Origin of the sequence: Vagococcus silagei (assembly GCF_004795745.1) — a bacterium.
GTDB classification, from domain to species: Bacteria; Bacillota; Bacilli; order Lactobacillales; family Vagococcaceae; genus Vagococcus; species Vagococcus silagei.
Genome location: NZ_SDGV01000001.1, coordinates 26,685 through 49,930, shown reverse-complemented (window position 1 = coordinate 49,930; position 23,246 = coordinate 26,685). Strand labels below are relative to the sequence as shown.

The window sequence follows — 23,246 nt, the reverse complement described above, 5'->3', positions numbered from 1 at the left end:
CTAAAAATATGAAATGTTTAACCCTAAATACACATAGTTGGATGGAAGAACAACCTCTCGAGAAATTAGAAATCATTGCGCAATTTATTTTGCGTCATGATTTTGACTGGGTAGCACTCCAAGAAGTCAATCAAAGCATTACTTCAGAAGCATTACTTCCAGATGATTATTTCTGTCAAACGAAAGCTGAAACAATTGGTATTAAAACAGATAATTTTGCGCTTAATTTAGTGGAGCGTCTCCAAGAATTAGGATTGGATTATTATTGGAGTTGGACGTGTAGCCACATTGGCTATGATCGTTATGAAGAAGGTGTGGCGCTGTTGTCAAAAACCCCTTTTATTGCGGATAGTCTGTTAGTTTCACCAATGGATGACATGACGGATTACCATACAAGACGCCAATTGATGAGTATCTCAACGACTGATACTGGTGTCACGTATCGCGTGATGAGTAATCACTATTCGTGGTGGTCTGAAAATGCGAGCGAAGGTTTTCAATATGAATGGCAGCAATTGCAGCTGGTTTTAAGTAAACAAAAAATGCCAACTATTTTGATGGGCGATTTTAATGCACCTAGTCATATTCAAGGTGAAAGTTTTACAGCGATGACAGGCGACTTTTCCGATACGTTTTTATGTAGTAAAGAAGTATCAGGGGAAGCAACGGTTGTTGGTGTGATTGATGGCTGGCATGATCGAGACACACTGCCTGAGATGCGTTTAGATTATATTTTAGTACCAGCTGAAAGTGTTGTTTCAGAACATATGGTTGTCTTTGATGGCAAGAATAGTCCAATTGTGAGTGATCATTTTGGCGTGATGGCTGAGATTAAGTTTTAAGAGAATGATGGGAAGGGTTTGAGCAGTAAAATGAGTGTCACAATTAAAGATGTTGCAAAAGAAGTTGGCGTTGCGCCTTCAACTGTTTCAAGAACATTGCAAGATCATCCAAGTATTTCAAAAGAAACAAAAGAAAAAGTGCGCCGTGCGATGGATCGTCTGGGTTATGTTCCGAACGTTGCGGCTCAGAATTTAGCTAAAAATTTTGCAAATACGATTGGCGTTATTCTTCCTGTATCGGATTCAAAAGAACGTCAAAGTAATCCAATCTATTTAGAAATGATAACAGCCATGAATGAAGAGGCACGTAAACAGCAAGTGACAATTGCCATCGCCTCAGGTACAACCCAAGCTCAATTACTTGAAAACGTTGAACTGATGTATCGCCAAAAACGCGTGGATGGTTTTATCTTACTTTATGTTAAAGAAAAAGATCCTGTTTTAGCGTATTTAATAAAGACTAAGATTCCTTACACAGTGATTGGGAGTCCTTATGACTATAGTAATGAGTCGAGTTGTGTTGATAATGACAATAATTTACTTGGTTATGCGGCATGTGATCATTTAATGACGAAAGGACATGAATCAATCCTTTTCGTCACGAATAATATTGATGAAAACTTTGTTTATGAACGTTATTCGGGCTATGAGAAAGCCTTACGAGGACGAGGTTATCAAGTTCATCCACTCGTACCTTTGATTCAATCAACTGATTATGACCATTTTAGAGAACTCGTCGCGTTTGTTAAACCGACGGCGTGTATTGCAATTGACGATATGTTTGCTTTGCGTTTAATGCAAATGGTTAATTTTCTGGGTTATCAAGTGCCAGACGATATCTCAGTCATCAGTTTTAATCATTCGATATTCTCGTCACTCATTCATCCTTATTTAACGAGCCTTGATATTAACACAATGCTTTTAGGCAAAACCGCGATTGAAGAATTTTTGAATCAGTTGCGTACCCCGAATGCCGTTAAAAAGCGTGTGATCATCCCCCATACTTTGATCGAACAAGAAACAGTTAGAAGAATTAAGGAAGACTAGTGGTATCCCCATACTGTAGACTAGCCGAGTGACGATAATTTAAGCCTCCACCGATTTGTATTGGACAATTCGGTGGAGGCTTTTTATTTTTATATGAGGACTTTTTGTAAAAATTCTTGTGTTCGCTTAACTTGCGGATTCTCAAAGAGTGCCTGTGGAGTGCCACTTTCTTGAATGATACCATCCGCCATAAAAATCACACGATCAGCCATTTCTTTGGCAAAGCCCATTTCATGTGTGACGACAACCATCGTCATCCCTTCTTTAGCGAGTGTTTGCATGACATCAAGCACTTCACCAACCATTTCAGGATCAAGAGCTGAAGTCGGCTCATCAAATAGTAAGACGTCTGGTTCCATTGCTAAAGCACGCGCGATGGCAACCCGTTGTTTTTGACCACCAGATAAGGAGTTAGGATAGGCAGCGGCTTTATTTTCTAGGCCAACTTTAGTCAGTAATTTTAGAGCATTTTGCTGACTAACATCAACAGCTTCTCCTTTAACATGTCGCGGGCTAATTGTGAGATTTTCAAGCACTGTTAAATGAGGAAAGAGATTGAAGTTTTGGAAGACCATTCCCATTTTGGTTCTAATCTTATCAATGTTTGTTTCTTTTGCTAGTAAACTAGTGCCTTCAAAGACTACGTCACCACTCGTTGGTGTTTCAAGTAAATTTAAACAGCGAAGGAGCGTGCTTTTTCCGCTTCCTGAAGGACCAATAATGACGAGTACTTCACCTTGTTGAACAGTGAGATCAATGCCTTTTAAGACAGCATTTTCTCCGAATGATTTAGTCAGTTGTTTAGTATGAATCATGAATTGCTAATCTCCTTTCATAAACACCTAAGAGGCGTGACAATGTGAACGTGAGGAAGAAATAGAGTAATGAAGCCACCATTATTGGCAAGAACGGTTTAAAGCTAGAACCTTGAACCACACCTGCTTGGAACATTAATTCGCCAACGCCAATTACAGATACAACGGATGATTCTTTAATGACGGTGACAAATTCATTGCCAAGGGCGGGTAAAATATTTTTAATGGCTTGCGGAAAAATGATATATCTCAATGTTTTGATTGCAGGCATCCCAAGCGAACGTGCGGCTTCAGTTTGGCCTTGATCGACAGCGTTAATACCTGCACGAATAATTTCGGCAACATAGGCGCCGCTATTAAGCGAGAGCGCTAAACAACTGGCTGCAAGTGCAGACAATTCAAAACCAATCACATTTGAACCAAAGAATACGAGAAAGATTTGCACAAGTAACGGCGTGCCACGCAAATATTCAATATAGGCAATAGCAGGCCATTTGATAGCTCTTTTAGTTGAGAGCTTCATCAAAGCTAAAACAGTTCCTAAAATGGCACCAAAGAAAACGCCGATAAGAGCTAGGAAAATGGTATAATACATCCCTTTTAAATAGTAAGGCTTGTATTTTTTAAAGAAAGATTCCTCTGAAAACATCAAGTTTGAAGCTTGTTTTTTATAGCCTTTGATGAGATTTTCTTCTTTTATTGCAGTCAGAGATTGATTGACAGCTTTCAAAAAGGCGGGCGAATTTTTCGGTACAGCAATCGCATTTTCTTTTTGAATACCTGCAAACTTTACATCCGCGAAAACTAAATCAGGATGTTGTTGTAAATAGGCTTCCGCTACGGGGCCCTCAACCACGGCACCGGTAATTTTTTTATGTTGTAATTGTAAAATGATATCCGGCATTTTTTGAAGTGACACGACCTTAGCGTTTAATTCATCACGCGCCAGTTCTTCTTGTAGACTTTGCTTTTGTGCGCCAACTTTTAACTGTTTGAAATCATCAAGAGACTTAAATTGAGCTTGATCATTTTTGCGAATGATCACTTTTTGGTCAACTTCTAAATAGGGATCAGAGAAGTCAACTTCATTCATTCGCTCTGGTGTTGGTGTTAAACCAGAGATAACCATATCGACTTTGCCAGTTTTCAAAGCACCCATCAATGCGTCGAACCCATATTCTTCGATTTTAAGAGAGACGCCTAGATCTTGGGCAATTTTTTTAGAGATATCAATATCAATCCCAACAACTTCATCTTTTTCTTTGACTTTAGCATGAAATTCTAAGGGAGCGTAATCGGCTGAAACGCCAATTGTCAGTGTTTTGCTTTGCCTGATTCGATCAAGAACTGGGTCACTTTCTTCAGCGGCAACCGGAACAGAAACAATTGTCATCATCGTAATAATGACAGTTAACAAAATTGATAACTTTTTCGATAAAACAGACATACACGCATAACTCCTTTTTTATTAATTTTTGTATTGTTGTGAAGTATACGTAATAATGATAATATATTCAATATATATTTATATTTGTTAGGTTTAAAGGAAGTATATTAAAATAATATTCATTATTTTAGAATAATATGCAAAATAGTGTTGAAGGGAATTTTCATTAAGTCTTAGATATCGGTCTTAAGGATGATGTATAAAGAAATAGAGAGTGGAATAATAAGAGGTATTAAAAAGAAGGGTGGTCGGTTTTATGTCAGTGGTTAAAGTATCAAATTTAAAGCGAGCTTATGGCTCCGGAACGTCACTATTTGAGGCGTTGAAAGGCATTGATTTAGAGATTGAAAAAGGCGAATCGGTAGCCATTATCGGGAAGAGTGGTTCGGGAAAATCAACCTTAATGCACTTATTAGCTTTGTTGGATCAACCAACAAGCGGTGAGATTGAAATCCTCGGTAAAAATATTCGCACACTAAAGAAAAAAGAATTAAATCATTTGCGCAATGAAACGTTTGGTTTTGTGTTTCAACAATTTTTTATGAATCCACAAGAAAGTGTGTTAGATAATGTTATTTTACCGTTGAAAATTGCGGGTATGTCAAAACGCGAGCGTGAAGAAAAAGGCCTGCAAGCCTTAGCTTCAGTTGAACTGGCGGATAAAGCGAAAAATAAAGCCAATGATTTATCTGGTGGCCAAAAGCAAAGAGTTTGTATTGCGCGAGCGTTAGTCAATAATCCGCAGATCATTTTTGCTGATGAGCCAACTGGAAATCTTGACTCAACGACAGGGGGAAAAATTGAAGAATTGTTATTCAATTTGAAAAAAGAGCAAGGCATTACTTTAATTATTGTGACCCATGACCCAGATTTAGCCGCATTATGTGACCGTCAAATCCAAATTAAAGATGGTCTAATTGTTGGAGGTGAAGCATAATGAAATTTTGGGATATTATCAAATCCGCAAATGCTAATCTATTTCGTAATAAGAGTCGAACCATCTTAACAATTGTCGCTATTTTTATTGGGGCGTTCACGATTTCACTGACTGTAGGTATTAACATTGGTGTCAACGATTATGTCGATAAACAACTTCAAGGTGTCGGTGATATGGATACGATGATTGTGATGCCTAAACAAGAATTCGGTGCTGAAATGGGTGGCGATAAACCGAAGAAATATGAACCCAAGGAACAAAAATCAGAACAAGCGAAATTAAGTAAAAATGATTTTGAGACTTTAAAAGAGATGCAAGAGTTATCCAAAATTAAACCAATGGAAAACTTCCAAACGGACTTTATTCAAGGAGCTTCTGATGATAAATTTGTCTTTAATGCCTCAATTTCATTAGGTAATAAAGTGGAATTAGAAGCAGGGCGTCAAATTGATAATGATGCGCCAAAGAATGAAATCGTCTTAGCGACTTCTTATGTTAAATCACTTGGTTATAAAAATAATAAAGAGGCAATTGGCAAGGAAGTAACGCTAGGTGTGACAGAGATGGGAACAGGTAAGACGCAAGAAGTGAAAGCAGAAATCGTGGGTGTTAGAACGAAAAGTATTGTCCAAGGTGGCATGTCGATGGTCAATAACGCGTTATCAGGTAAGTTAGTGCAAATTAACGAAACAGGATTACCTGAACAAATGCAGGGCCAAGTTTTTGCTGCAACAGCTTCATTACCAAAAAATATTACGCCAGCTGAAATCACAAAAATCAAAACGAAATTAGCAGATAAGGGCTTTATGGGGCAAACAATGGATGATCAAATTGGTATCATTCGAAATGTTGTCAACGGGATTACAGGTGTCTTAACAATGTTTGGTGGCATTGCCTTACTTGCCGCAAGTTTTGGGATTATCAATACCCTTTATATGTCTGTTCAAGAAAGAACGCGTGAAATTGGCTTGATGAAAGCTATGGGGATGAGTGGTGGAAAAATATTTAGTCTCTTCAGTTTTGAAGCACTACTGATTGGTTTCTGGGGTTCGGTCGTCGGACTTGGTGGTGCGTATGGCGTTGGTCAATTAATTAATCAGTTTGCAACGAAGAATTTTTTGAAGGGATTAGATGGTTTAACCTTAGTCGAATTTAATCTTTCTTCAGCTTTAATGATTGTCGTTGTGATTATGTTGATTGCTTTTCTAGCAGGAACGTTCCCAGCAAAACGGGCTGCGAAGCTTGATCCAATCACTGCATTAAAATATGAGTAGAGATGTTGACAGTAAAATTAGAGTATGCTAATATAGCTTTAATCAAAAATAACAAGTTAGAAAATGTGATGACAAGGAAAGTAAGTTGTGAATGCCGTTCAAAGAGAGTCTCGGTTGGTGAAAAGAGATAATGGACTAGCAACTGAAAATGGCCTTGGAACAGATAGGTCGAATCATGAGACTTATACAGGAGTGCCTGTTATAGCACAGCAGTATGATTGTACTGTGTAGAAGTGGGCATATAAGTCAACAAAGGTGGTACCGCGAAGAATAGTCTTCGTCCTTTTATTAGGATGAAGGCTATTTTTTTATTTTCTGGTTCAGATTTTTTAACTGATGGAGGAATAAAAATGAAAAAGAATATTTTATTATTAAGTACAGTCGCGGCAACACTTTTGTTGGCTAGTTGCGGCACAGTAAAGAGTGGTACTGCGACCACAGCAAATAAAGAAAAAGGAGCAGTAAGTCAAAAAGTTGTCGTCAGTACCCCGGCGCCGATTTCGACAATTGATACCACGCAAACAACAGATAAAAATACTTTTACGATGGTCCAACACCTCTTTGAAGGTTTGGTTCGTTTTGACAAAGATACTCAGATTGTACCTGGTATTGCCGAAACCTACGAAGTCAGTGAAGATGGTTTAACTTATACATTCAAATTACGTGCCGATGCCAAGTGGAGTAATGGAGATACAATAACGTCAAAAGATTTTGCTTATGCTTGGAAACGTTTGGTGGACCCTAAAACACAAGGACCAAATTCATATTTATTAGATAATGTTGTCAATAGTAAAGACATTCGTGAAGGCAAAGCAGCTATTGACACTTTAGGAATTAAAACACCAGATGATGCTACTTTTATTGTCGAACTAAGAACAGCTCAACCGTCATTTTTATCTGTTGCAGCAATTGGTTGGTTAGCGCCGCAATCTGAACAGTTTGTCCAAGAACATGCTAAAAAATATGGTACAACTAGTTCTGATACCCTTTATAATGGCGCGTTTGTTTTAGACAATTGGGATGGGACGAGTGATACATGGACGTTAAAGAAAAACAAAAACTATTATGATAAAAATAAAGTCAAACTTGATGAAGTTGAAGTTCAAACAATCAAAGAAGAGACGACAGGTATTAGTTTGTATCAAGAAGGTTCATTAGATTTAGTGCGAATTAGTGGTCAAAATGTGGCCGAATACAAAGAAGATCCTGGTTATACAAATTATCAAGATGTCGCCAATGTGTTTTTAGATTTTAATAAAGAAGACTCAAAACCTTTAGCAAATCAAGATTTACGTCGTGCCATCGCCCTTTCAATTGATAAAAAAACACTTGCGGAGAGTGTCTTAGCTGATGGTTCAAAAGCGCTTGATGGTTTAGTGCCACGGAAGTTGTATCAAAATCCAGAAACGAAAGAAGATTTCAGAGCATATAGTGGAAAGTACTTAACCTACAATGTGAAGACTGCCAAAACGAGTTGGCAGAAGGCCCAAAAAGAATTAGGAGATAAAGTAACGCTTAATTTACTTGCAGCTGATAGTGATGAAGGTAAAAAAGTCGCCGAATACATTAAGGGTCAAGTTGAAGAAAATCTTAACGGCTTAACTTTGAAGGTCAGTCTGCAACCACGAAATAATGTCAATCAGGCTCGTGCTGATAAAAATTATGAATTATCGTTATCTGGTTGGATTGCTGGTAGCAGTGAATTAGATTCGTATTTCAATCTTTATGCGACAGGTTCAGCTTATAATTATGGCAATTACAGTAACCAAACTTATGATAAACTTACGGTAGCAGCTAAAGAAGAACATGCAAATCATGCCAATGAACAATTTACAGATTACAAACAAGCTGAGGAACAATTACTTGAAAAAGATGTGGCACAAGTGCCAATTTATCAAAGTGCCTCAAATTATTTAGTCTCACCAACACTTAAAAATATTGAGTATCCATCATATGGCGGTTACTTTATTTTACGAAATGCTGAAAAGAAAAATTAAAGGAGTTTAACCCAATGTCAAAATTAATGCCACGTTTTATCGAATTTGTAAAACTAAATACGCGTTCCGACGAAAAAAGTTCGACGATTCCAACCACAATTGGTCAAGTCGAATTTGCCAAACGTCTCGAACAGGAGTTGCAGGAACAAGGTTTAAGTCAGATTTTCTACAATGAGGAGAATGGTTTCTTAATTGGATGTTTACCAAAAAATACAACCAAAGAAAAACCAAGTATTGGCTTTATTGCCCATCTCGATACAGCTGATTACCCTGCGGAAAATATCCAGCCACAAATTTTTGAGAAATACCAAGGTCAAGACTTGGTTTTAAATGAAAACAAACAGATTATCATGGAAGTGGCTGAATTTCCTAATTTAAAAGATTATCTCGGTGAAACGCTGATAACAACCGATGGTACGACCCTTTTAGGTGCCGATGATAAAGCTGGTATTGTTGAAATTTTGGAGATGTTAGATTACTTTATCGATCATCCGGAAGTTGAACATGGTGATATTTGGGTTGCTTTTGGTCCTGATGAGGAAATTGGCCGAGGTGCCGATCATTTTAGAGTCGATCAGTTTCCGGCTGACTTTGCTTATACTGTCGATAGTGGTCGAGTGGGCCATTTTGAATACGAGACTTTTAATGCTGCCCAAGCCGAGATTGTGATTCAAGGAACGAGTGTTCATCCGGGAACGGCATATGGTATGATGGTCAATGCATTAAAATTAGCATCAGCATTTGATCAAGCACTACCACAAGATGAGGTGCCAGAGAAAACAAGAGGTTATGAAGGTTTTTATTTACTGCATGATTTAACAGGTACCATCTCTGAAGCGAAACTCACTTATATCATTCGTGATCATGACCGTGAAAAATTTGCTGCGCGTAAAAAATATTTAGAACAAGTCGTTGCTGATTGTAATGCGCAATACGATCGTCCACGTTTTTCAATGACACTAAAAGATCAGTATTACAATATGAAAGAAGTCATTGAAAAAGATATGCGTTCAGTAGATTTAGCGTTAGCGGCGATGGCGAATTTAGGGATTGAACCGATTGTCACGCCATTTAGAGGTGGGACAGATGGATCGAAAATCTCTCTTATGGGTTTACCAACACCTAATATTTTTACGGGTGGCGAGAATTTCCATGGTCAATTCGAATTTATTTCAAAAGAAGCAATGGAGATTGCAGCCAGAACCTTGATTGAAATTGTGACACTGGCTTAGTTATTCCTCCCCATATTATTCAATTGTTAAAAAGTTCCCCCGATTTTTATAGTAGATAAAATAAAAAGTCGAAAAGTTAATCTTGAATAATTAACTTTTCGACTTTTTGTTATTTGATTTTTGAATAAGATTCAGTTAAAAATTGAACCCGTTCTTCTTGTGTTAAACTACTGATTTGTCCAAGGTTATGCCATTGAATAGATTGACAACCAACGTCAGCAAGTGTTGTCGCAATTTGGTTTCTAAAACAATCATGCGCATGTGAATATATTCCTTCTGTCGTTTGTTCAGTCGTACTAAAAATCACTGTGTTTTTCACGTTTAGCATTGGTTTAACGCCCTCCCCATCGTCATAGAAGGCAACGTTATTTAGAAGAACTTTGTCAAAAAAACCTTTTAAACCAGCGGGACAGCTATACCACCAAATTGGGAAAATGAGGATTAATTGATCCGTTTCTTTTATGCAATTGATATATTTTTGAACAATTGGATCGGTTGTTGTACCACTTTGATAGCGAGCAAGTTCTGCTGTTTGCATAACAGGATTGAATTTGTCTTTATATAAGTCGATCACTTGATAGTCTTTTTTATCTGCTTCAAGCCCAGCAACCAGCTTTTTTAAGAGTGCATGATTCCCAAGGATGATCAATAATTAGTGTTGTTTTCATAGATGTTTCTTCCTTTCTAAGTGATATTATTCTCCAAAGCCATACCAAAGGACTAAGGCTTTGATTGAATTTAGTAAGAACATAAAAGTCATAGCTAAATAAATCAAGGCAGTTGGATTAGAACCACTGATAAAGATATAAAATTGTAAGAATAGATTGATGACGTTGATTAAACAAAAACCTAACCATCCAATCGCTTTTCCATCTACCATTAAATACTGTGAAACGACTTGTACAATAAAAACTAAAATATTTGCTAGAATGACCCATTGAGGAGCATCTTTAGGCAGAATTGAGGAGCCGAAGAAATAAAGAAGTAAGCCACCGCCGATTGCAATTGCTCCCGAAATATAGAGGTTCGCTTTAGTTACTTTAGTTACTTCAATTTTTTTCCCCATTGTTAAAAATCCTTTTAGATAAAGGAAGAAGGCATAAATTCCAACTAACATCATTCCTGATAAACCAAATTTGTAATTATTAAAGGTATCTAGTAAAGCACCAACAATACCTAAACCAGTTGCAAATTTACCGGTTTGATTTGCTAAAAGTAAAACGACAGTCATTCCGACAATACTACCAACGAATGAGGTCACAGTCGTTAATGTAATATTTCCTTTAGCACTAATAACGGTACTTATAATGACCAGTAAAATACCAATTGAAATCCAGCCAATATCCCATTCTTTTGATTTGAGTACTTTGTGAACAGTTTGTTTCATTATTTATTTTCCCTCCTAGTTAGAATATTTAATGCTAGTTGAATTGATTTCTTTTCGCCTTGAATTACTAAATCATCTCCAGAGACTAATTGATTGACCCCTTCATTGAGAGCGTCTTGATAAAGGACAACATTATTTAAAATCGAAAGTGTTTTGATTCCGCGCAATTGTCCTAATACGTAAAGTGCCCCAGATTCCATATCAGCACCAAGTACATGATGATTGGACCAAAAAGCTTCGATATCTGCATTGTTATCGTTGTAAAAACTATCGTGACTACGTCCAATGCCAATATGAACAGCAATGTCGTGTTGTGTGCAGGCAGCACAGAGTAACTCACTATCTGGAATAGCAGGAAAACTTTCGGGTACATAATTTTTGGTTGTACCGTCGTCTCTAACGACACCTGATACCACCATTATTTCCCCTAATTTAAAATCTGATTGCATTGCGCCGCAACTTCCGACTCTAATGATTTCTTCAACACCAATAGAAATTAATTCTTCAATCCCAATTGTAGCTGAAGGAGCACCGATTCCAGTCGACACAACTAAAATTCTTGCTCCTTGGTATGTACCAAAAGCAGAGCGGTATTCGCGATTAAACGTTATTTCTTTTGCGTGATCTAAGAATTCGAGAACTGATGAAACGCGCTTAGGATCACCAACAATGATTGCTTTTTTTATTTTTAAACTTGAATCTAATTGAATATGTGGTTGTTTTTCCATCTAAACATCCCTTCCATAAATAAATAATTTTTCGTGATTAATGACTCGAATTAAACCATTATCATTACTTATAATATTTTTCTCTCTTAAATCTTTCAAAATTCGATCGACACTTCTTGGTGTTGATGAAACTTGAAGGAGTAGCTGGCTTCTTTCGATGCATTGTGTCGTATTTAATTTTGAAAGAATCAGAGAGACTTGTTCTTTAGTCGAAAATATTGAATAAACTTCTGTCAGTTGACTTAATTTATAAAGTTGACTACATAAAGACTCAATCAAAAATTTGCTGAAATTACGATCTAAATCTAGCCACTTTAAAAATTGTTCCCGCTGTAATTTTAAAATAGTAATGTTACTTAAAGACATGACTGAAACACTAAATGGATTTTTATGAATAATTTCGTGTTCACCAATAATATTACCTGATTGATAAATATCTAGAGACACTCTTTTTCCATTGTTACTTTCTATAAAAATGTCAACTAAACCATCGACAATAATATAAACTTCATTGGAAATGGTGCCTTTTTCAAGATAGAATTCTCCTTTTGAATAGGTTTGAATCTCAAAAGATTTTAAAATAGTGTAAGGGCAATCACGCAATATTTCAGCGATTTTTGGATACTGTTGAATTAACTTATCGAGCTCGAACAAGATAGTCATTTTTACCTCCTGAAAAAATATCATTGATATAGCTTTATTATAAAGTATAAATATTATTATACTAACGTAATATTTCTCTCTTTTAGCACTATAAGAAAGCGTTTTCTTGAAATTGATAGACATTTGTCGATAAACGTCTAAATTGAATAGAATACGATACCATACTAGCTTATATTTAATGAGTAGTTTATTTTTGAACAAGCAAATAATCTAAAATAGTGTGCTTAATGAAAATAATAATAATTTTTTTCTATCTCATTGTGTGTAAGCATGATGGTTTGTTTTTTGGTTCAATTGGTGTATAGTTAGCTTACTAAAAGTAAGTTAATGTTAAAGGGGAAATAAATATGCATACATTAGAACTAGGTGTCGTGTCATTGAATGTCCGACATTTGAAAGATCAAGCCACTTTTTATCAAGAGCTGATTGGCTTAGATATTTTAACACAAACAGATGAAACAGTAACCTTAGGGATTGAAGCTGATCAGCAGCCATTAGTTGAGTTAAATCAAGGAGTGGAATTAGTCCCACGAGATACTACAACAGGGCTTTACCACTTAGCGCTACTATTACCTAGTCGGGAAGCCTTAAGTGGTAAATTACGCCATTTTATTGAAGAAAAAATTGCAATTGGTGCGGCGGATCATGGCTACAGTGAAGCGTTATATCTGGAAGATCCAGAAGGAAACGGCATCGAAATCTATGCAGATAAACCAGAAGTTAGCTGGGATAAACGTTCAGGCGATCAAATTAAAGGTGTGACTTTAGAATTGAAGGCGGCAGAAATTTTGACCTTAACAGAACAAGCTATTGTCAAAATGCCCACAGGGACAAAAATGGGCCATGTTCATTTGAGCGTTGCCAGTTTTGTGGAAAATGAAAAATTTTATCGTGAGGTGCTTAATTTTAGATTAACTGATGATTTGGGTGGAGCTGCACGCTTCTTTGCATTAGATGGCTATCATCATCATATTGGAACAAATATTTGGCGTGGCACGAACTTAGAAAAACGTCAAAAGACAGCACTGGGGATTCAATCTTTTGAGATGCAATGGTTGACGATCGAAAGCTTTAATGGAGTAAAAAATAATTTATTAGCACATAAATTGATGGTTGAAGAAATCACATCAAATCAATTTATGACGGTTGATCCGAATGGAATTGCGATTAAGATGACATTGAAAAAATAATCGTTTGGCAGTTGAATCTGAGAACAATCTCGATTCAACTGTCTTTTTTTACTTAATTTGAAGTGAGGTTTGTCTATTAGCTTACAACTGTTATTCATTAGCGAACATTCAAAGGGCTTGTGTATCTGTATCTTTTTTTGATACACTAGAGCAAATGATACAGATACACTACATTTTGGAGGAGACCCATGAAAAAAAGGATTGATCGCGTTTATGAAGTTGTGAAAGAACACACTGGACATCTGACTTCTCGAGATTTAGATTCAACGTCTGGGCTGACAACGCAAGATGTTGCGGAGTTATTAGATATTCAACGTAGTAATGCGAGTAAAGATTTGAACGCACTTGTTAAAGAAGGTATTTTGGATAAATTAACTGGACGACCAGTTCGCTATGTGATGAAATCAGTCTTTCATCATGTGCCCTTAAGTAAACATGTGCCAAGTTATCAAGAAAAACAAATGAAGCCTCAAAGAATAGAAGCCGCACCAATTCCCTTAACTGATATCTTCAAGCGTGTTGTTGGTTCAAGTGGGAGTATGAAAAACCCTGTCGAACAAGCCAAAGCAGCTATTCTTTATCCGCCCAAGGGATTAAATTGCTTAATTGTTGGGCCAACAGGTTCTGGTAAAACATATTTTGCCCACACGATGTTTCAATTTGCCAAACAACATGAAGTTGTTGATGTCACAAAAGAAATGGTTGTTTTTAACTGTGCGGATTATGCCAGTAATCCGGAACTTTTGATGAGTCACTTATTCGGACATGCGAAGGGTGCCTTTACAGGAGCGACAGAAGATAAGGATGGGTTACTGACTTTAGCTGATAATAGCTATCTTTTTCTTGACGAAGTGCATCGCTTGCCACCTGAAGGTCAAGAAATGATTTTTTATTTTATGGATACAGGCAAGTTTTCAAAGTTAGGGGAAACAACCAAAGATCATCAGGCGTCAGTTCGAATTATTTGTGCAACGACTGAAGACCCGGGTTCAGTATTGTTAAATACGTTTGCTCGTCGGATTCCGATTACGATTCAATTGCCAAACTATATGGACCGACCAGCAAAAGAACAAGTGGATTTAGTTCGCGTGATGATGTCACTCGAAGCGAAACGGATTAATCGCCGGATTGTTTTAACGGAGGACGTTGTGCGGGCTTTAATTGGTAGCGTGAATTATGGAAATGTCGGTCAACTTAAATCCAATGTGCAACTTGTGACAGCGAAAGCTTTCTTGAATAATATGGATCAGGAAGAATTAGTCATTACGATTAATGAATTAAGTGATACCGTGAAAGATGGTTTGATGAGATTAGGTCGTAATCGGAAGCAGTCGGCTGAATTATCGTTATTCTTAAGTTCGCAAATGGTTGTAGGACCAAACGAACCGGCGCTTTCTTTCAAATCAGATGCTTATGAATTACCTTACAATCTTTATGAAATTATTGGCGATAAAGCGGCTGTTTTACGTTCAGAAGGTTTTAATCAAGAATCCATTAATCACTTTATCTCCACAGATATCAATGTGCATCTCAAATCCTTCTATCGCAATCATAATTTTACCTTTGATTCTGATGCCAAGCTGTTAGAAATTATGGATCAATCGATGATTGATACAACGCGAAAAATATTTGAATATGCCAGTGATGAATTAAATTATGATTTTCAAACGAATTTCCTTTATGCAGTTGGCCTTCACATTAGTTCGTTTCTTTTACGAATGCAGAGCGGTAAAGCTTTGAATACACAGGATCACGAGAGCATATTAAAGATGGTCAAACATTATCCTGCCGAATTAAAAGTAGCGTATGGTATTAAAGCGATTATCGAAGAGATGCATCAAATAGAGGTGCCTGAAACAGAGGTTCATTATCTGACGGTTCTTTTAGTCTCACTTAAAGAAGACAATGAGGATGGTCGAATTGGAATAGTTGTGGCATGTCATGGCATGAGTACGGCAAGTAGTATGGTTCAAGTTGTTTCAAAATTATTAGAGGTAGATCATTTACGGAGTGTTGATATGCCATTAGAGATGACGCCACAAGAAGCAAAAGAAAAAATTGTTGCTGAAGTGCGAGATGTCGATGAAAATAGCGGTGTTTTGTTAATGGTTGATATGGGTTCACTCGGTACGTTTTCTCAAGCAATCGAAGACGAGACAGGCATTTCAGTGAAGACCGTGGATATGGTGACAACGGCAACCGTGCTCGAAGCAGCTCGCAAGGCTTCCTTAATTGAAACAGATTTGAATAACCTTTATCAGTCGTTGACGAATTTTCAAGGATACACTAACATTAATGAAAAAACACAATTCGATACACCAGATTTAGACGTGCAATCAAAAGCGATTATTGCGATTTGTTCTTCAGGACAGGGAACTGCGCAAAGAATGAAAGAGTTACTAGATGATTTTATTCGTACCAGTCTTAATGAGACGATTACAGTCTTTCCAGTATCAGTTTTAGAAGTCGAGCAAAAAATGGCAACCATTGAAAAAGAGTTTCGCATTATTGCGACAACGGGTATTGCCAAACCGGATTATTCAGCCCCCTTTATTCCAATGGAAATTCTTTTTTCAAAAGACGGTCAAGACGCGATTAAGAAAATTATCGTTCAGGGTGAAGAATTAGAGCGTCCAATATTAACAATGGATAAAGCGCGTCAATTATGCCGTGATTACCTAGAAAATACATATACATTTATTAATCCGGATAAGTTTTTAGATCCGTTATGGCTGTTTTGTGATTTAATTTGTGAGTCATTTAAGATGGAGAAAAACCCTTCTTTTTATATTAATTTGAGTATGCATGTGGCGGGGTCAGTCGAACGAACTTTGCGTACTGATACACTTCAAATTCAACCAGAAGATCATCAACGTTTTGAAGCAGATGCGAGTCGTTCTTTACTAGATCCTGCATTAGCGTATTTGAATGAAACGTTAAAGATTACTTTCTCAGTCGGAGAATTGTTTTACACATACGAACTAATTCAAAATGCACGCCAAGTTTAAGCGATACACAACAAAAGATACACTAACGAGTGTATCTTTTGTTGTGTTTTCTTATTTAGAAATGTTGGTTTTATTGACTTTTAGCGTATTATTATTTTTTGGCACGGAAATTGCATATAAATAAGTAATAAATAAAAAAAGGAGGGAAAGTATGGATATTCGCTTAGTTCGAATAGATGATCGACTGATTCATGGTCAAGTGGCAACTGTTTGGACCAAGCATTATCAAGTCAATCGAATTTTAGTTGTCAGCGATAGTGTCGCACATGACGAGATGCGCAAATTATTACTCGTCCAAGCAGCACCACCAGGCGTTAAGGTTAATGTGATTCCGGTTCAAAAACTCATTGATGTCTTTCATGATTTTCATTTATTCACATCTCAAGCAAAAGTCATGCTATTATTTACCAATCCGAAAGACGTCAAACAAGTCGTTGAAGCAGGTGTTCCCATCAAAGAAATTAACGTGGGGGGCATGAGTTATCAGACAGGTAAAAAAATGATAACCAACGCAGTGGCGGTCGACACGCAAGATTGCGAGGATTTCAAATTTTTGAGCCAAGCTGGTATTAAAATTGAAATCCGTAAAGTTGTTGCAGATAATTCGATTGATTTAATGCAAGTGTTAAAAAAAGAGAAGTTGATTTAAAAAATTAGGAGGTTTACAGCATGGTAGGAATTATAATCGCAAGTCATGGCGAATTTGCTGAAGGTATTATGCAATCAGGAACAATGATTTTTGGCGAACAAGAGAATGTTCAAGCTATTACGTTAATGCCCAGCGAAGGCCCTGAAAATGTGAAAGCAAAAATTGAAACAGCAATTGCTTCTTTTGATAGTCAAGATGAAGTGCTATTTCTCGTTGATTTATGGGGAGGCACTCCATTCAATCAAGCTAATACTTTGTTTGAAGAACATAAAGACAACTGGGCAATTGTCAGTGGTCTAAATTTACCAATGTTAATCGAAGCTTATGCGTCTCGTTTCACAATGGAAAAAGCACATGATATTGCAGCACACATTATTGAAACAGCTAAAGAAGGCGTAAAAGTACGCCCAGAATCATTAGAAAAAGCACCAGAAGCTAAGAAAGAGGCTGCGCAAGATACGTCATTACCTACTGAAGGACAAATGAGTGTGGTCTTGGCGCGTATTGATTCTCGTTTACTTCATGGACAAGTGGCAACAGCTTGGACTAAATCAGTGAATCCAACACGTATTATTGTCGTGAGTGATAATGTTGCCGGCGACAATTTACGTAAAACCTTAATCACACAAGCTTCTCCCCCAGGAGTTAAAGCAAACGTGATTCCTGTCCAAAAATTAGCGGATATTTGGAAAGATCCTCGTTTTGGTCGTACGAAAGCTTTATTATTATTTGAAAATCCTGAAGACGTTGCGCGTGCGGTTGAGTTAGGTGTTGACTTAAAAGAAGTCAATGTTGGTTCAATGGCCCATTCAGAAGGAAAAGTCATGGTGAACAACGTTCTTTCAGTCAACAAAGAAGATGTGGAAGCATTTGAAACGTTAAAAGGACATGGTATTACTTTTGACGTTCGTAAAGTACCAAGTGATGCTTCAAAAAATCTGTGGGAATTATTAGAAAAATCAGGATTAATGAAATAAAAAGGAGGAGCAATAATAATGATTACATTAATTTTAGTTGTGTTAGTCGCCTTTCTAGCAGGTATGGAAGGTATTTTAGATGAATTTCAATTTCATCAACCAATTGTCGCTTGTACTTTAATTGGTTTGGTAACAGGTCATTTAACTGAAGGCATTATGTTGGGTGGTTCATTACAAATGATCGCTTTAGGTTGGATGAATATTGGTGCTGCTGTAGCACCCGATGCTGCTTTAGCATCAGTTGCAGCTGCCATTTTAGTGACAATGAAAGGTGCCACAGTTGAAGAAGGGATTGCCTTAGCGATACCATTAGCTGTAGCCGGACAGGTCTTAACAATTTTCGTTCGTTCAATTACAGTTGGTCTTGCTCATGGTGCTGACAAAAAAGCACAAGAAGGCTCATTCAAAGGTGTGGAAATGTTCCACTTAATCGCCTTAGCGCTTCAAGGATTGCGTATTGCAATTCCTGCAGCAATTGTGGTTTCAGTTTCTCCTGAAATCGTAACGTCAGCTCTACATGCAATTCCAGATGTGATTACAGGTGGATTAGCAGTAGCCGGTGGCTTTATCGTAGCGGTAGGTTACGCAATGGTTATTAATATGATGGCAACATCAAAATTATGGCCATTCTTCTTTATTGGTTTTGCATTAGCAGCTGTTTCTCAATTGAATTTAATCGCAATGGGCTTAATTGGTTTAGCTTTAGCACTTATTTATATCCAATTAGCACCTGAATTTAATGGTGGTGGCCGTGGAGGATCTGGCCCAAGCCAAGGTGACCCATTAGATGACATTCTAAATGATTATTAATTAAAAGAGGAGGAGAAAAGACAATGACAGAAGAAGTAACAATTACAAAATTAACGAAAAAAGATCGTATCAATGTTTGGTGGAGAAGTCAGTTCTTACAAGCGTCATGGAACTATGAACGTATGCAAAACGTAGGTTGGGCGTATGCTATGATTCCAGCATTGAAAAAACTATATCATACAAAAGAAGACCGCTCTGAAGCGTTAAAACGTCACTTAGAGTTCTTTAATACCCATCCATATGTTGCCGCACCAATTATCGGGGTAACATTATCACTTGAAGAAGAAAAAGCATCTGGTGTTGAGATTGATAATGCTGCCATTCAAGGGGTTAAGATTGGGATGATGGGACCTTTAGCTGGTGTTGGTGACCCAATTTTCTGGGGAACATTACGTCCAGTAATCGGTGCCTTTGCCGCTTCACTTGCTTTACAAGGTAGTATCTTAGGACCATTAGTTTTCTTCTTAGCATGGAACGTTATTCGTATGGCATTCTTATGGTACACACAAGAATTAGGCTATCGTCAAGGTTCTAATATCACTCAAGATTTAAGTGGTGGCGTAATGCAAAAAATTACCCAAGGTGCTTCAATTTTAGGGATGTTTATCATGGGGGTACTGGTACCACGATGGACAACAATGAATTTCCCAATGGTCTTATCAAAAGTTGATGTTGATAAAAAATCATTAGTGAATTTTAGCGGCATGATCGAAGCTGCCAATGATGGTAAATTAAACGTGAATCAAATCCGTGAAGTCATCAACCAAATTAATGGTGGCTCAAATGTAAATCCTCAAAAAATCATGACATTAGGTGACATGTTTGACCAATTAATTCCTGGTCTTATGCCATTACTATTAACTTTAGGTTGTATGTGGTTACTTAAGAAAAAAGTAAGTCCAATTACAATTATTTTCGGTTTATTCGTAGTTGGGATCATCGGTTATGCACTAGGCATTTTTGCATAAAATAATTAAAACAATCATCAATTGTCCCACAGCAATTTGTGATCAATCAAAAAAATTGAATGATGAAGCAAATCAACACGTCTTGCTTCATCATTTTCTGTTATGATAGAGATATTGGAGGGATGTTTATGGTCGAAAGTTTAAATACAACCGTTGATTACGCAATCAAAGCAAATTCTTTTTTAAATCCAATTAATCCTAAAACTGGTGTCTTAGCGATTGGCAATAATGGAGTTGAATTTCGTGCGAGTAATGGCGCGGGTTATATTCAAATTCCATGGCAAAACATTGTCCAAGTGCGGGCGCAAATTATGTTTAGAGGAAAATATATTCGTAGTTTTGATATTGTGACAGATGACAATCAGACGTTGAATTTTGTCATTTCCGATGCAAAAGAAGCCTTGAAAGCGATGCGAAAATATTTAGATCGTGATCAAATGGTTCAAGCCAAAAGCAACCTTAAATCAATGTTTAAACGTAAAAAAAATAGTTAAAAGCAAAAGAAGCTAAAAGATTAATAGAATGAAGTGTATTCTATTGGTCTTTTAACTTTTTTTGTGATAAAAAACGAAGCAGTCTCAATCTTTAAATGCGAAGTCATTTATGAATCATGAATCTATGCTGATAAAATGACGAGATAGTGTATAATAAGTACACGATAAAAAATAAGGATGGACCTATTTAATGAAACAAAATAAAAAATACAATGCGTATCTATTAAGTTTTATCTTGCCTTTAGTGACTGTCTTAGCGGTCTTTGCTGTTTTAGGTTTAGGAATTTTTGGGAATAAAAATGTATTAGTCAGTGATTTAGGGGCGCAGTATTTACCTTTTTTAACCAATTTTAAACGTTTCTTCGAACAAGGGGGCGAATCACTCTATTCATTTGCAAATGGCATAGGCGGTCCGATGGAACCGTTAATTGCCTATTATTTAATGTCGCCATTAAATTTTATCGCTTTATTATTTCCTTATGAAGTTTTACCGACTGTCATCTTAGGTTTGATTAGTCTTAAGATTGCTTTAATGGGTCTTACAATGTTTACCTATCTAGATTTACATTATCAAGATTCATCCCTTTTTACACAAACATTTTCTTTATCATATAGTTTATGTGGCTTCGTAGTCGTTTATCTTTTGAATTTTATGTGGTTGGACGTCTTAGTTGTTTTTCCAATCTTAGTTTTAGGCTTAGAAAAATTATGGTTAAAAAAACAACCCCTTTTATACGGCATTTCGCTATTTTTAGCCATTATCTTAAATTATTATTTAGGATACATGGTTTGTATTTTTGCGGTTGTTTATAGTGCTTACCTGTATTTTCTCCATTATATGGAACCAGGTGTGAGACGTTCGTTTAAAGTAGTATGTAAGGACTGGTGGTTGTTCATCATTAGTTCGCTGTTATCAGGATTAGCAACAGCTTTTATGCTAGTCCCAGCAGTCGTCGGAATGATGAAAACCGGAAAATCCAGTTTTGATTTAAGCACGTTCAAACTAGTGCCACGCTTTGGACTTGAGGCATTGTCACAGATGGGGATGGGAACGGTTAATTATGATATTCGTTTGGATCACTTGCCAATGATTTATTCAGGCGTCTTTATTTGGCTCCTCTTTTTTGTTTATTTCTTTTTACCGAATGTGCCGAAACGGAAGAAAAAAGCCATGGCAGGTCTTTTGATTTTTGTCTATTTTAGTTTTTTACTTGAAGGCTTCAATACAATTTGGCACATGTTCCAAAGTCCAGCGGGTTTCCCGTATCGTAATGCTTTTATCTTTAGTTTTTTATTGATTAAACTAGCGTATGAAACATTTCTATATGCGAAAGAAAACCCTGATCAACAATTAGTTTATCAACGTTTACGTTTAGGGACAATTGTTTATATCGTGCTACTAAGTATTGGTCAAATCTTTTTAAATATCACACATGGTCAAGCTTACTTATTAACCAACAAAACATTTTATTTATCGATTCTTGCTAGTTTGTTGTTTTTAATCATCCTACCAATGAGTATTAAGAAACCTAATACTCTTAAAATGAGTGTCGTGGTCTTTTTAGTAATGATGGAATTGGGGGGCAATCTATGGTTCTCAATGAAAGACATTCCTTTTGGTAATCAAGCAACCTATGAACGCATGTATCGTGAACAAGAGAAGGTTTTAAATGGACTACAGACAAAACCAGAAGCTTTAACGCGAATTAATCATCGTGTACCTTTCCAAAAAAGTGGCTATGCGGAGAAAAATAATGGTTATAATAACCCACTACTTTTCGGTTATGCTGGGGTTTCGAGTTATACCTCAACACTCGAATCGGGTGTGCAACGGACACTAGAAGACATGGGGCTGTATGCACTGAATGAACGTCGTTTCTCTTATGTTGATGAGTCATCAGTCGCAAACTTGATGTTAAATGTTGGTTATACGGTTTCCGCAAAGCAAATACCAAATAAAACTAAACTTGGTGAAGTCTATGAGATGAATCGATATTTAAATCCTGAAGCTGTAGGCATTGGTTTTTTAGTACCTGAGGACTTACAAAAAACGAAACTTGTTCGTCGCGAAGTGTTAATAAATCAGGAACGCATTTTACAAGGTATCTCGCCAAGTCTCACGCCATATTTTGCACCACTGATTAAATCAGATATTCAAAAAGATGAATTAACGACGGTTATTTCAGGTGTGACACAAAGTGAGGGGACAATTTATCTATATTTACCATACGTTGACTGGGAAGATATTAGTCAGTTGTCAATTAATCATCAACCAGTGCAATCTGATTTATTGATTTTAAAAAATCAATTATTTAATTTGGGTTCTTATCGTGCCGGAACTGAAATTAAATTGACTTTAAAAGCTAAGAAACCCTTAGACACTTATCAAATGTATTGGGCGACTTTAGATCAATCTAAATTTGATGAGTTAATTGATAAAGAAAAACAGCAAAGTCTGCAATTTACCCGTGGACAGCGAGGGTCGTGGGAAGGCAACGTTAACGTAACTGATGAAAAAGAGAAAACTTTATATCTATCGATTCCCTATGATACAAATTGGCGTGTCTTAGTGGATGGGAAAAAAACAGAGTTGAAACCAATTTTAAGAGAGTTTTCAAGTTTGGAACTAACAACTGGTAAACATGATATCAAAATGAATTACGTTTCAAAATCATTTTGGCTAGGTACGATGATTAGTTTTGCGAGTATTCTCTGTGCGTTAGTGTTAATTTTTTATCAACGCTGGCAAAGAAATAAGAAAAAATAAAAATAAAATGCTAT

Annotated in this window: 20 protein-coding genes and 1 other annotated feature; of the genes, 14 read left to right on the top strand and 6 right to left on the bottom strand. The window is 36.7% G+C overall.

All coding sequences use genetic code 11. The features are described from left to right. Window positions 1-8 precede the first annotated feature (8 nt). Together ESZ54_RS00245 and ESZ54_RS00240 are read left to right on the top strand one after the other, a co-directional pair. Entirely contained in the window at window positions 9-842 is an 834-nt protein-coding gene (locus ESZ54_RS00245) for an endonuclease/exonuclease/phosphatase family protein (RefSeq protein WP_136135666.1), read from the top strand. Window positions 843-872: 30 nt separating this feature from the next. Then, window positions 873-1,889 (top strand): LacI family DNA-binding transcriptional regulator, encoded by a 1,017-nt coding sequence (locus ESZ54_RS00240; RefSeq protein ID WP_136135665.1) that lies wholly within the window; start codon window positions 873-875, stop codon window positions 1,887-1,889. An 89-nt stretch (window positions 1,890-1,978) separates the two neighbouring features. Here the strand turns inward: ESZ54_RS00240 and ESZ54_RS00235 are convergent, their stop codons facing one another. Beyond that, complete coding sequence (locus ESZ54_RS00235) at window positions 1,979-2,704, bottom strand: amino acid ABC transporter ATP-binding protein (RefSeq protein WP_136135664.1); 726 nt, start codon at window positions 2,702-2,704, stop codon at window positions 1,979-1,981. Continuing rightward, window positions 2,691-4,151 (bottom strand): ABC transporter substrate-binding protein/permease, encoded by a 1,461-nt coding sequence (locus ESZ54_RS00230; RefSeq protein WP_136135663.1) that lies wholly within the window; start codon window positions 4,149-4,151, stop codon window positions 2,691-2,693. The genes ESZ54_RS00235 and ESZ54_RS00230 overlap by 14 nt, the downstream gene beginning before the upstream one ends. Window positions 4,152-4,407: 256 nt before the next feature. On the opposite strand from ESZ54_RS00230, the gene ESZ54_RS00225 reads away from it, so the two are divergent. The 4 genes from ESZ54_RS00225 to pepT all read left to right on the top strand — a co-directional run bounded on the left by ESZ54_RS00225 (window position 4,408) and on the right by pepT (window position 9,591). Then, a complete protein-coding gene (locus ESZ54_RS00225) occupies window positions 4,408-5,088 on the top strand; it encodes an ABC transporter ATP-binding protein (protein WP_136135662.1) in 681 nt (226 codons plus the stop codon). After that, on the top strand, window positions 5,088-6,362 hold the full coding sequence (locus tag ESZ54_RS00220; RefSeq protein WP_136135661.1) for an ABC transporter permease: 1,275 nt from the start codon (window positions 5,088-5,090) through the stop codon (window positions 6,360-6,362). The genes ESZ54_RS00225 and ESZ54_RS00220 overlap by 1 nt, the downstream gene beginning before the upstream one ends. A 59-nt stretch (window positions 6,363-6,421) precedes the next feature. Next, window positions 6,422-6,650: a binding site (T-box leader), on the top strand. 62 nt (window positions 6,651-6,712) lie between these two features. Further along, the gene (locus ESZ54_RS00215) at window positions 6,713-8,359 is read left to right on the top strand and encodes a peptide ABC transporter substrate-binding protein (RefSeq protein WP_136135660.1); all 1,647 of its coding nucleotides are present in this window, start codon (window positions 6,713-6,715) and stop codon (window positions 8,357-8,359) included. A gap of 14 nt (window positions 8,360-8,373) precedes the next feature. Continuing rightward, window positions 8,374-9,591 (top strand): peptidase T, encoded by a 1,218-nt coding sequence (gene pepT, locus ESZ54_RS00210; RefSeq protein WP_136135659.1) that lies wholly within the window; start codon window positions 8,374-8,376, stop codon window positions 9,589-9,591. A gap of 109 nt (window positions 9,592-9,700) precedes the next feature. Here the strand turns inward: pepT and ESZ54_RS00205 are convergent, their stop codons facing one another. The 4 genes from ESZ54_RS00205 to ESZ54_RS00190 are packed head-to-tail and all read right to left on the bottom strand — an operon-like array spanning window position 9,701 to window position 12,369. Then, window positions 9,701-10,240 (bottom strand): NAD(P)H-dependent oxidoreductase, encoded by a 540-nt coding sequence (locus ESZ54_RS00205; RefSeq protein ID WP_239433712.1) that lies wholly within the window; start codon window positions 10,238-10,240, stop codon window positions 9,701-9,703. Between the two features lie 45 nt (window positions 10,241-10,285). Beyond that, window positions 10,286-10,978 (bottom strand): nicotinamide mononucleotide transporter, encoded by a 693-nt coding sequence (locus tag ESZ54_RS00200; RefSeq protein ID WP_136135658.1) that lies wholly within the window; start codon window positions 10,976-10,978, stop codon window positions 10,286-10,288. Further along, the gene (locus ESZ54_RS00195; protein ID WP_136135657.1) at window positions 10,978-11,706 is read right to left on the bottom strand and encodes a nucleoside phosphorylase; all 729 of its coding nucleotides are present in this window, start codon (window positions 11,704-11,706) and stop codon (window positions 10,978-10,980) included. The genes ESZ54_RS00200 and ESZ54_RS00195 overlap by 1 nt, the downstream gene beginning before the upstream one ends. Continuing rightward, a complete protein-coding gene (locus ESZ54_RS00190; RefSeq protein WP_162615042.1) occupies window positions 11,707-12,369 on the bottom strand; it encodes a Crp/Fnr family transcriptional regulator in 663 nt (220 codons plus the stop codon). It lies immediately after the preceding gene. 347 nt (window positions 12,370-12,716) lie between these two features. On the opposite strand from ESZ54_RS00190, the gene ESZ54_RS00185 reads away from it, so the two are divergent. From ESZ54_RS00185 to ESZ54_RS00150, 8 genes are all read left to right on the top strand, one after another. Further along, entirely contained in the window at window positions 12,717-13,559 is an 843-nt protein-coding gene (locus ESZ54_RS00185) for a VOC family protein (RefSeq protein WP_136135655.1), read from the top strand. Between the two features lie 188 nt (window positions 13,560-13,747). Continuing rightward, window positions 13,748-16,567 (top strand): sigma-54-dependent transcriptional regulator, encoded by a 2,820-nt coding sequence (locus ESZ54_RS00180; protein WP_136135654.1) that lies wholly within the window; start codon window positions 13,748-13,750, stop codon window positions 16,565-16,567. Between the two features lie 151 nt (window positions 16,568-16,718). Further along, on the top strand, window positions 16,719-17,216 hold the full coding sequence (locus ESZ54_RS00175; RefSeq protein ID WP_136135653.1) for a mannose/fructose/sorbose PTS transporter subunit IIB: 498 nt from the start codon (window positions 16,719-16,721) through the stop codon (window positions 17,214-17,216). Between the two features lie 20 nt (window positions 17,217-17,236). Next, entirely contained in the window at window positions 17,237-18,193 is a 957-nt protein-coding gene (locus ESZ54_RS00170) for a mannose/fructose/sorbose PTS transporter subunit IIA (protein WP_136135652.1), read from the top strand. Between the two features lie 18 nt (window positions 18,194-18,211). Next, window positions 18,212-19,003 carry a PTS mannose/fructose/sorbose transporter subunit IIC gene (locus tag ESZ54_RS00165; protein ID WP_136135651.1) on the top strand — a complete coding sequence of 264 codons (792 nt, stop codon included), beginning with the start codon at window positions 18,212-18,214 and terminating at the stop codon, window positions 19,001-19,003. 23 nt (window positions 19,004-19,026) lie between these two features. After that, the gene (locus ESZ54_RS00160; protein WP_136135650.1) at window positions 19,027-19,971 is read left to right on the top strand and encodes a PTS system mannose/fructose/sorbose family transporter subunit IID; all 945 of its coding nucleotides are present in this window, start codon (window positions 19,027-19,029) and stop codon (window positions 19,969-19,971) included. A gap of 128 nt (window positions 19,972-20,099) precedes the next feature. Further along, a complete protein-coding gene (locus ESZ54_RS00155; RefSeq protein ID WP_136135649.1) occupies window positions 20,100-20,465 on the top strand; it encodes a DUF956 family protein in 366 nt (121 codons plus the stop codon). 190 nt (window positions 20,466-20,655) lie between these two features. Next, the gene (locus ESZ54_RS00150) at window positions 20,656-23,232 is read left to right on the top strand and encodes a YfhO family protein (RefSeq protein WP_136135648.1); all 2,577 of its coding nucleotides are present in this window, start codon (window positions 20,656-20,658) and stop codon (window positions 23,230-23,232) included. Window positions 23,233-23,246 lie beyond the last annotated feature (14 nt).

Bases quoted from the DNA above. Each gene is read 5' to 3' on its own strand.
- ESZ54_RS00245 (WP_136135666.1), top strand. From the start codon at position 9: ATGAAATGTTTAACCCTAAATACACATAGTTGGATGGAAGAACAACCT.
- ESZ54_RS00240 (WP_136135665.1), top strand. From the start codon at position 873: ATGAGTGTCACAATTAAAGATGTTGCAAAAGAAGTTGGCGTTGCGCCT.
- ESZ54_RS00235 (WP_136135664.1), bottom strand. From the start codon at position 2,704: ATGATTCATACTAAACAACTGACTAAATCATTCGGAGAAAATGCTGTC.
- ESZ54_RS00230 (WP_136135663.1), bottom strand. From the start codon at position 4,151: ATGTCTGTTTTATCGAAAAAGTTATCAATTTTGTTAACTGTCATTATT.
- ESZ54_RS00225 (WP_136135662.1), top strand. From the start codon at position 4,408: ATGTCAGTGGTTAAAGTATCAAATTTAAAGCGAGCTTATGGCTCCGGA.
- ESZ54_RS00220 (WP_136135661.1), top strand. From the start codon at position 5,088: ATGAAATTTTGGGATATTATCAAATCCGCAAATGCTAATCTATTTCGT.
- ESZ54_RS00215 (WP_136135660.1), top strand. From the start codon at position 6,713: ATGAAAAAGAATATTTTATTATTAAGTACAGTCGCGGCAACACTTTTG.
- pepT (WP_136135659.1), top strand. From the start codon at position 8,374: ATGTCAAAATTAATGCCACGTTTTATCGAATTTGTAAAACTAAATACG.
- ESZ54_RS00200 (WP_136135658.1), bottom strand. From the start codon at position 10,978: ATGAAACAAACTGTTCACAAAGTACTCAAATCAAAAGAATGGGATATT.
- ESZ54_RS00195 (WP_136135657.1), bottom strand. From the start codon at position 11,706: ATGGAAAAACAACCACATATTCAATTAGATTCAAGTTTAAAAATAAAA.
- ESZ54_RS00190 (WP_162615042.1), bottom strand. From the start codon at position 12,369: ATGACTATCTTGTTCGAGCTCGATAAGTTAATTCAACAGTATCCAAAA.
- ESZ54_RS00185 (WP_136135655.1), top strand. From the start codon at position 12,717: ATGCATACATTAGAACTAGGTGTCGTGTCATTGAATGTCCGACATTTG.
- ESZ54_RS00180 (WP_136135654.1), top strand. From the start codon at position 13,748: ATGAAAAAAAGGATTGATCGCGTTTATGAAGTTGTGAAAGAACACACT.
- ESZ54_RS00175 (WP_136135653.1), top strand. From the start codon at position 16,719: ATGGATATTCGCTTAGTTCGAATAGATGATCGACTGATTCATGGTCAA.
- ESZ54_RS00170 (WP_136135652.1), top strand. From the start codon at position 17,237: ATGGTAGGAATTATAATCGCAAGTCATGGCGAATTTGCTGAAGGTATT.
- ESZ54_RS00165 (WP_136135651.1), top strand. From the start codon at position 18,212: ATGATTACATTAATTTTAGTTGTGTTAGTCGCCTTTCTAGCAGGTATG.
- ESZ54_RS00160 (WP_136135650.1), top strand. From the start codon at position 19,027: ATGACAGAAGAAGTAACAATTACAAAATTAACGAAAAAAGATCGTATC.
- ESZ54_RS00155 (WP_136135649.1), top strand. From the start codon at position 20,100: ATGGTCGAAAGTTTAAATACAACCGTTGATTACGCAATCAAAGCAAAT.
- ESZ54_RS00150 (WP_136135648.1), top strand. From the start codon at position 20,656: ATGAAACAAAATAAAAAATACAATGCGTATCTATTAAGTTTTATCTTG.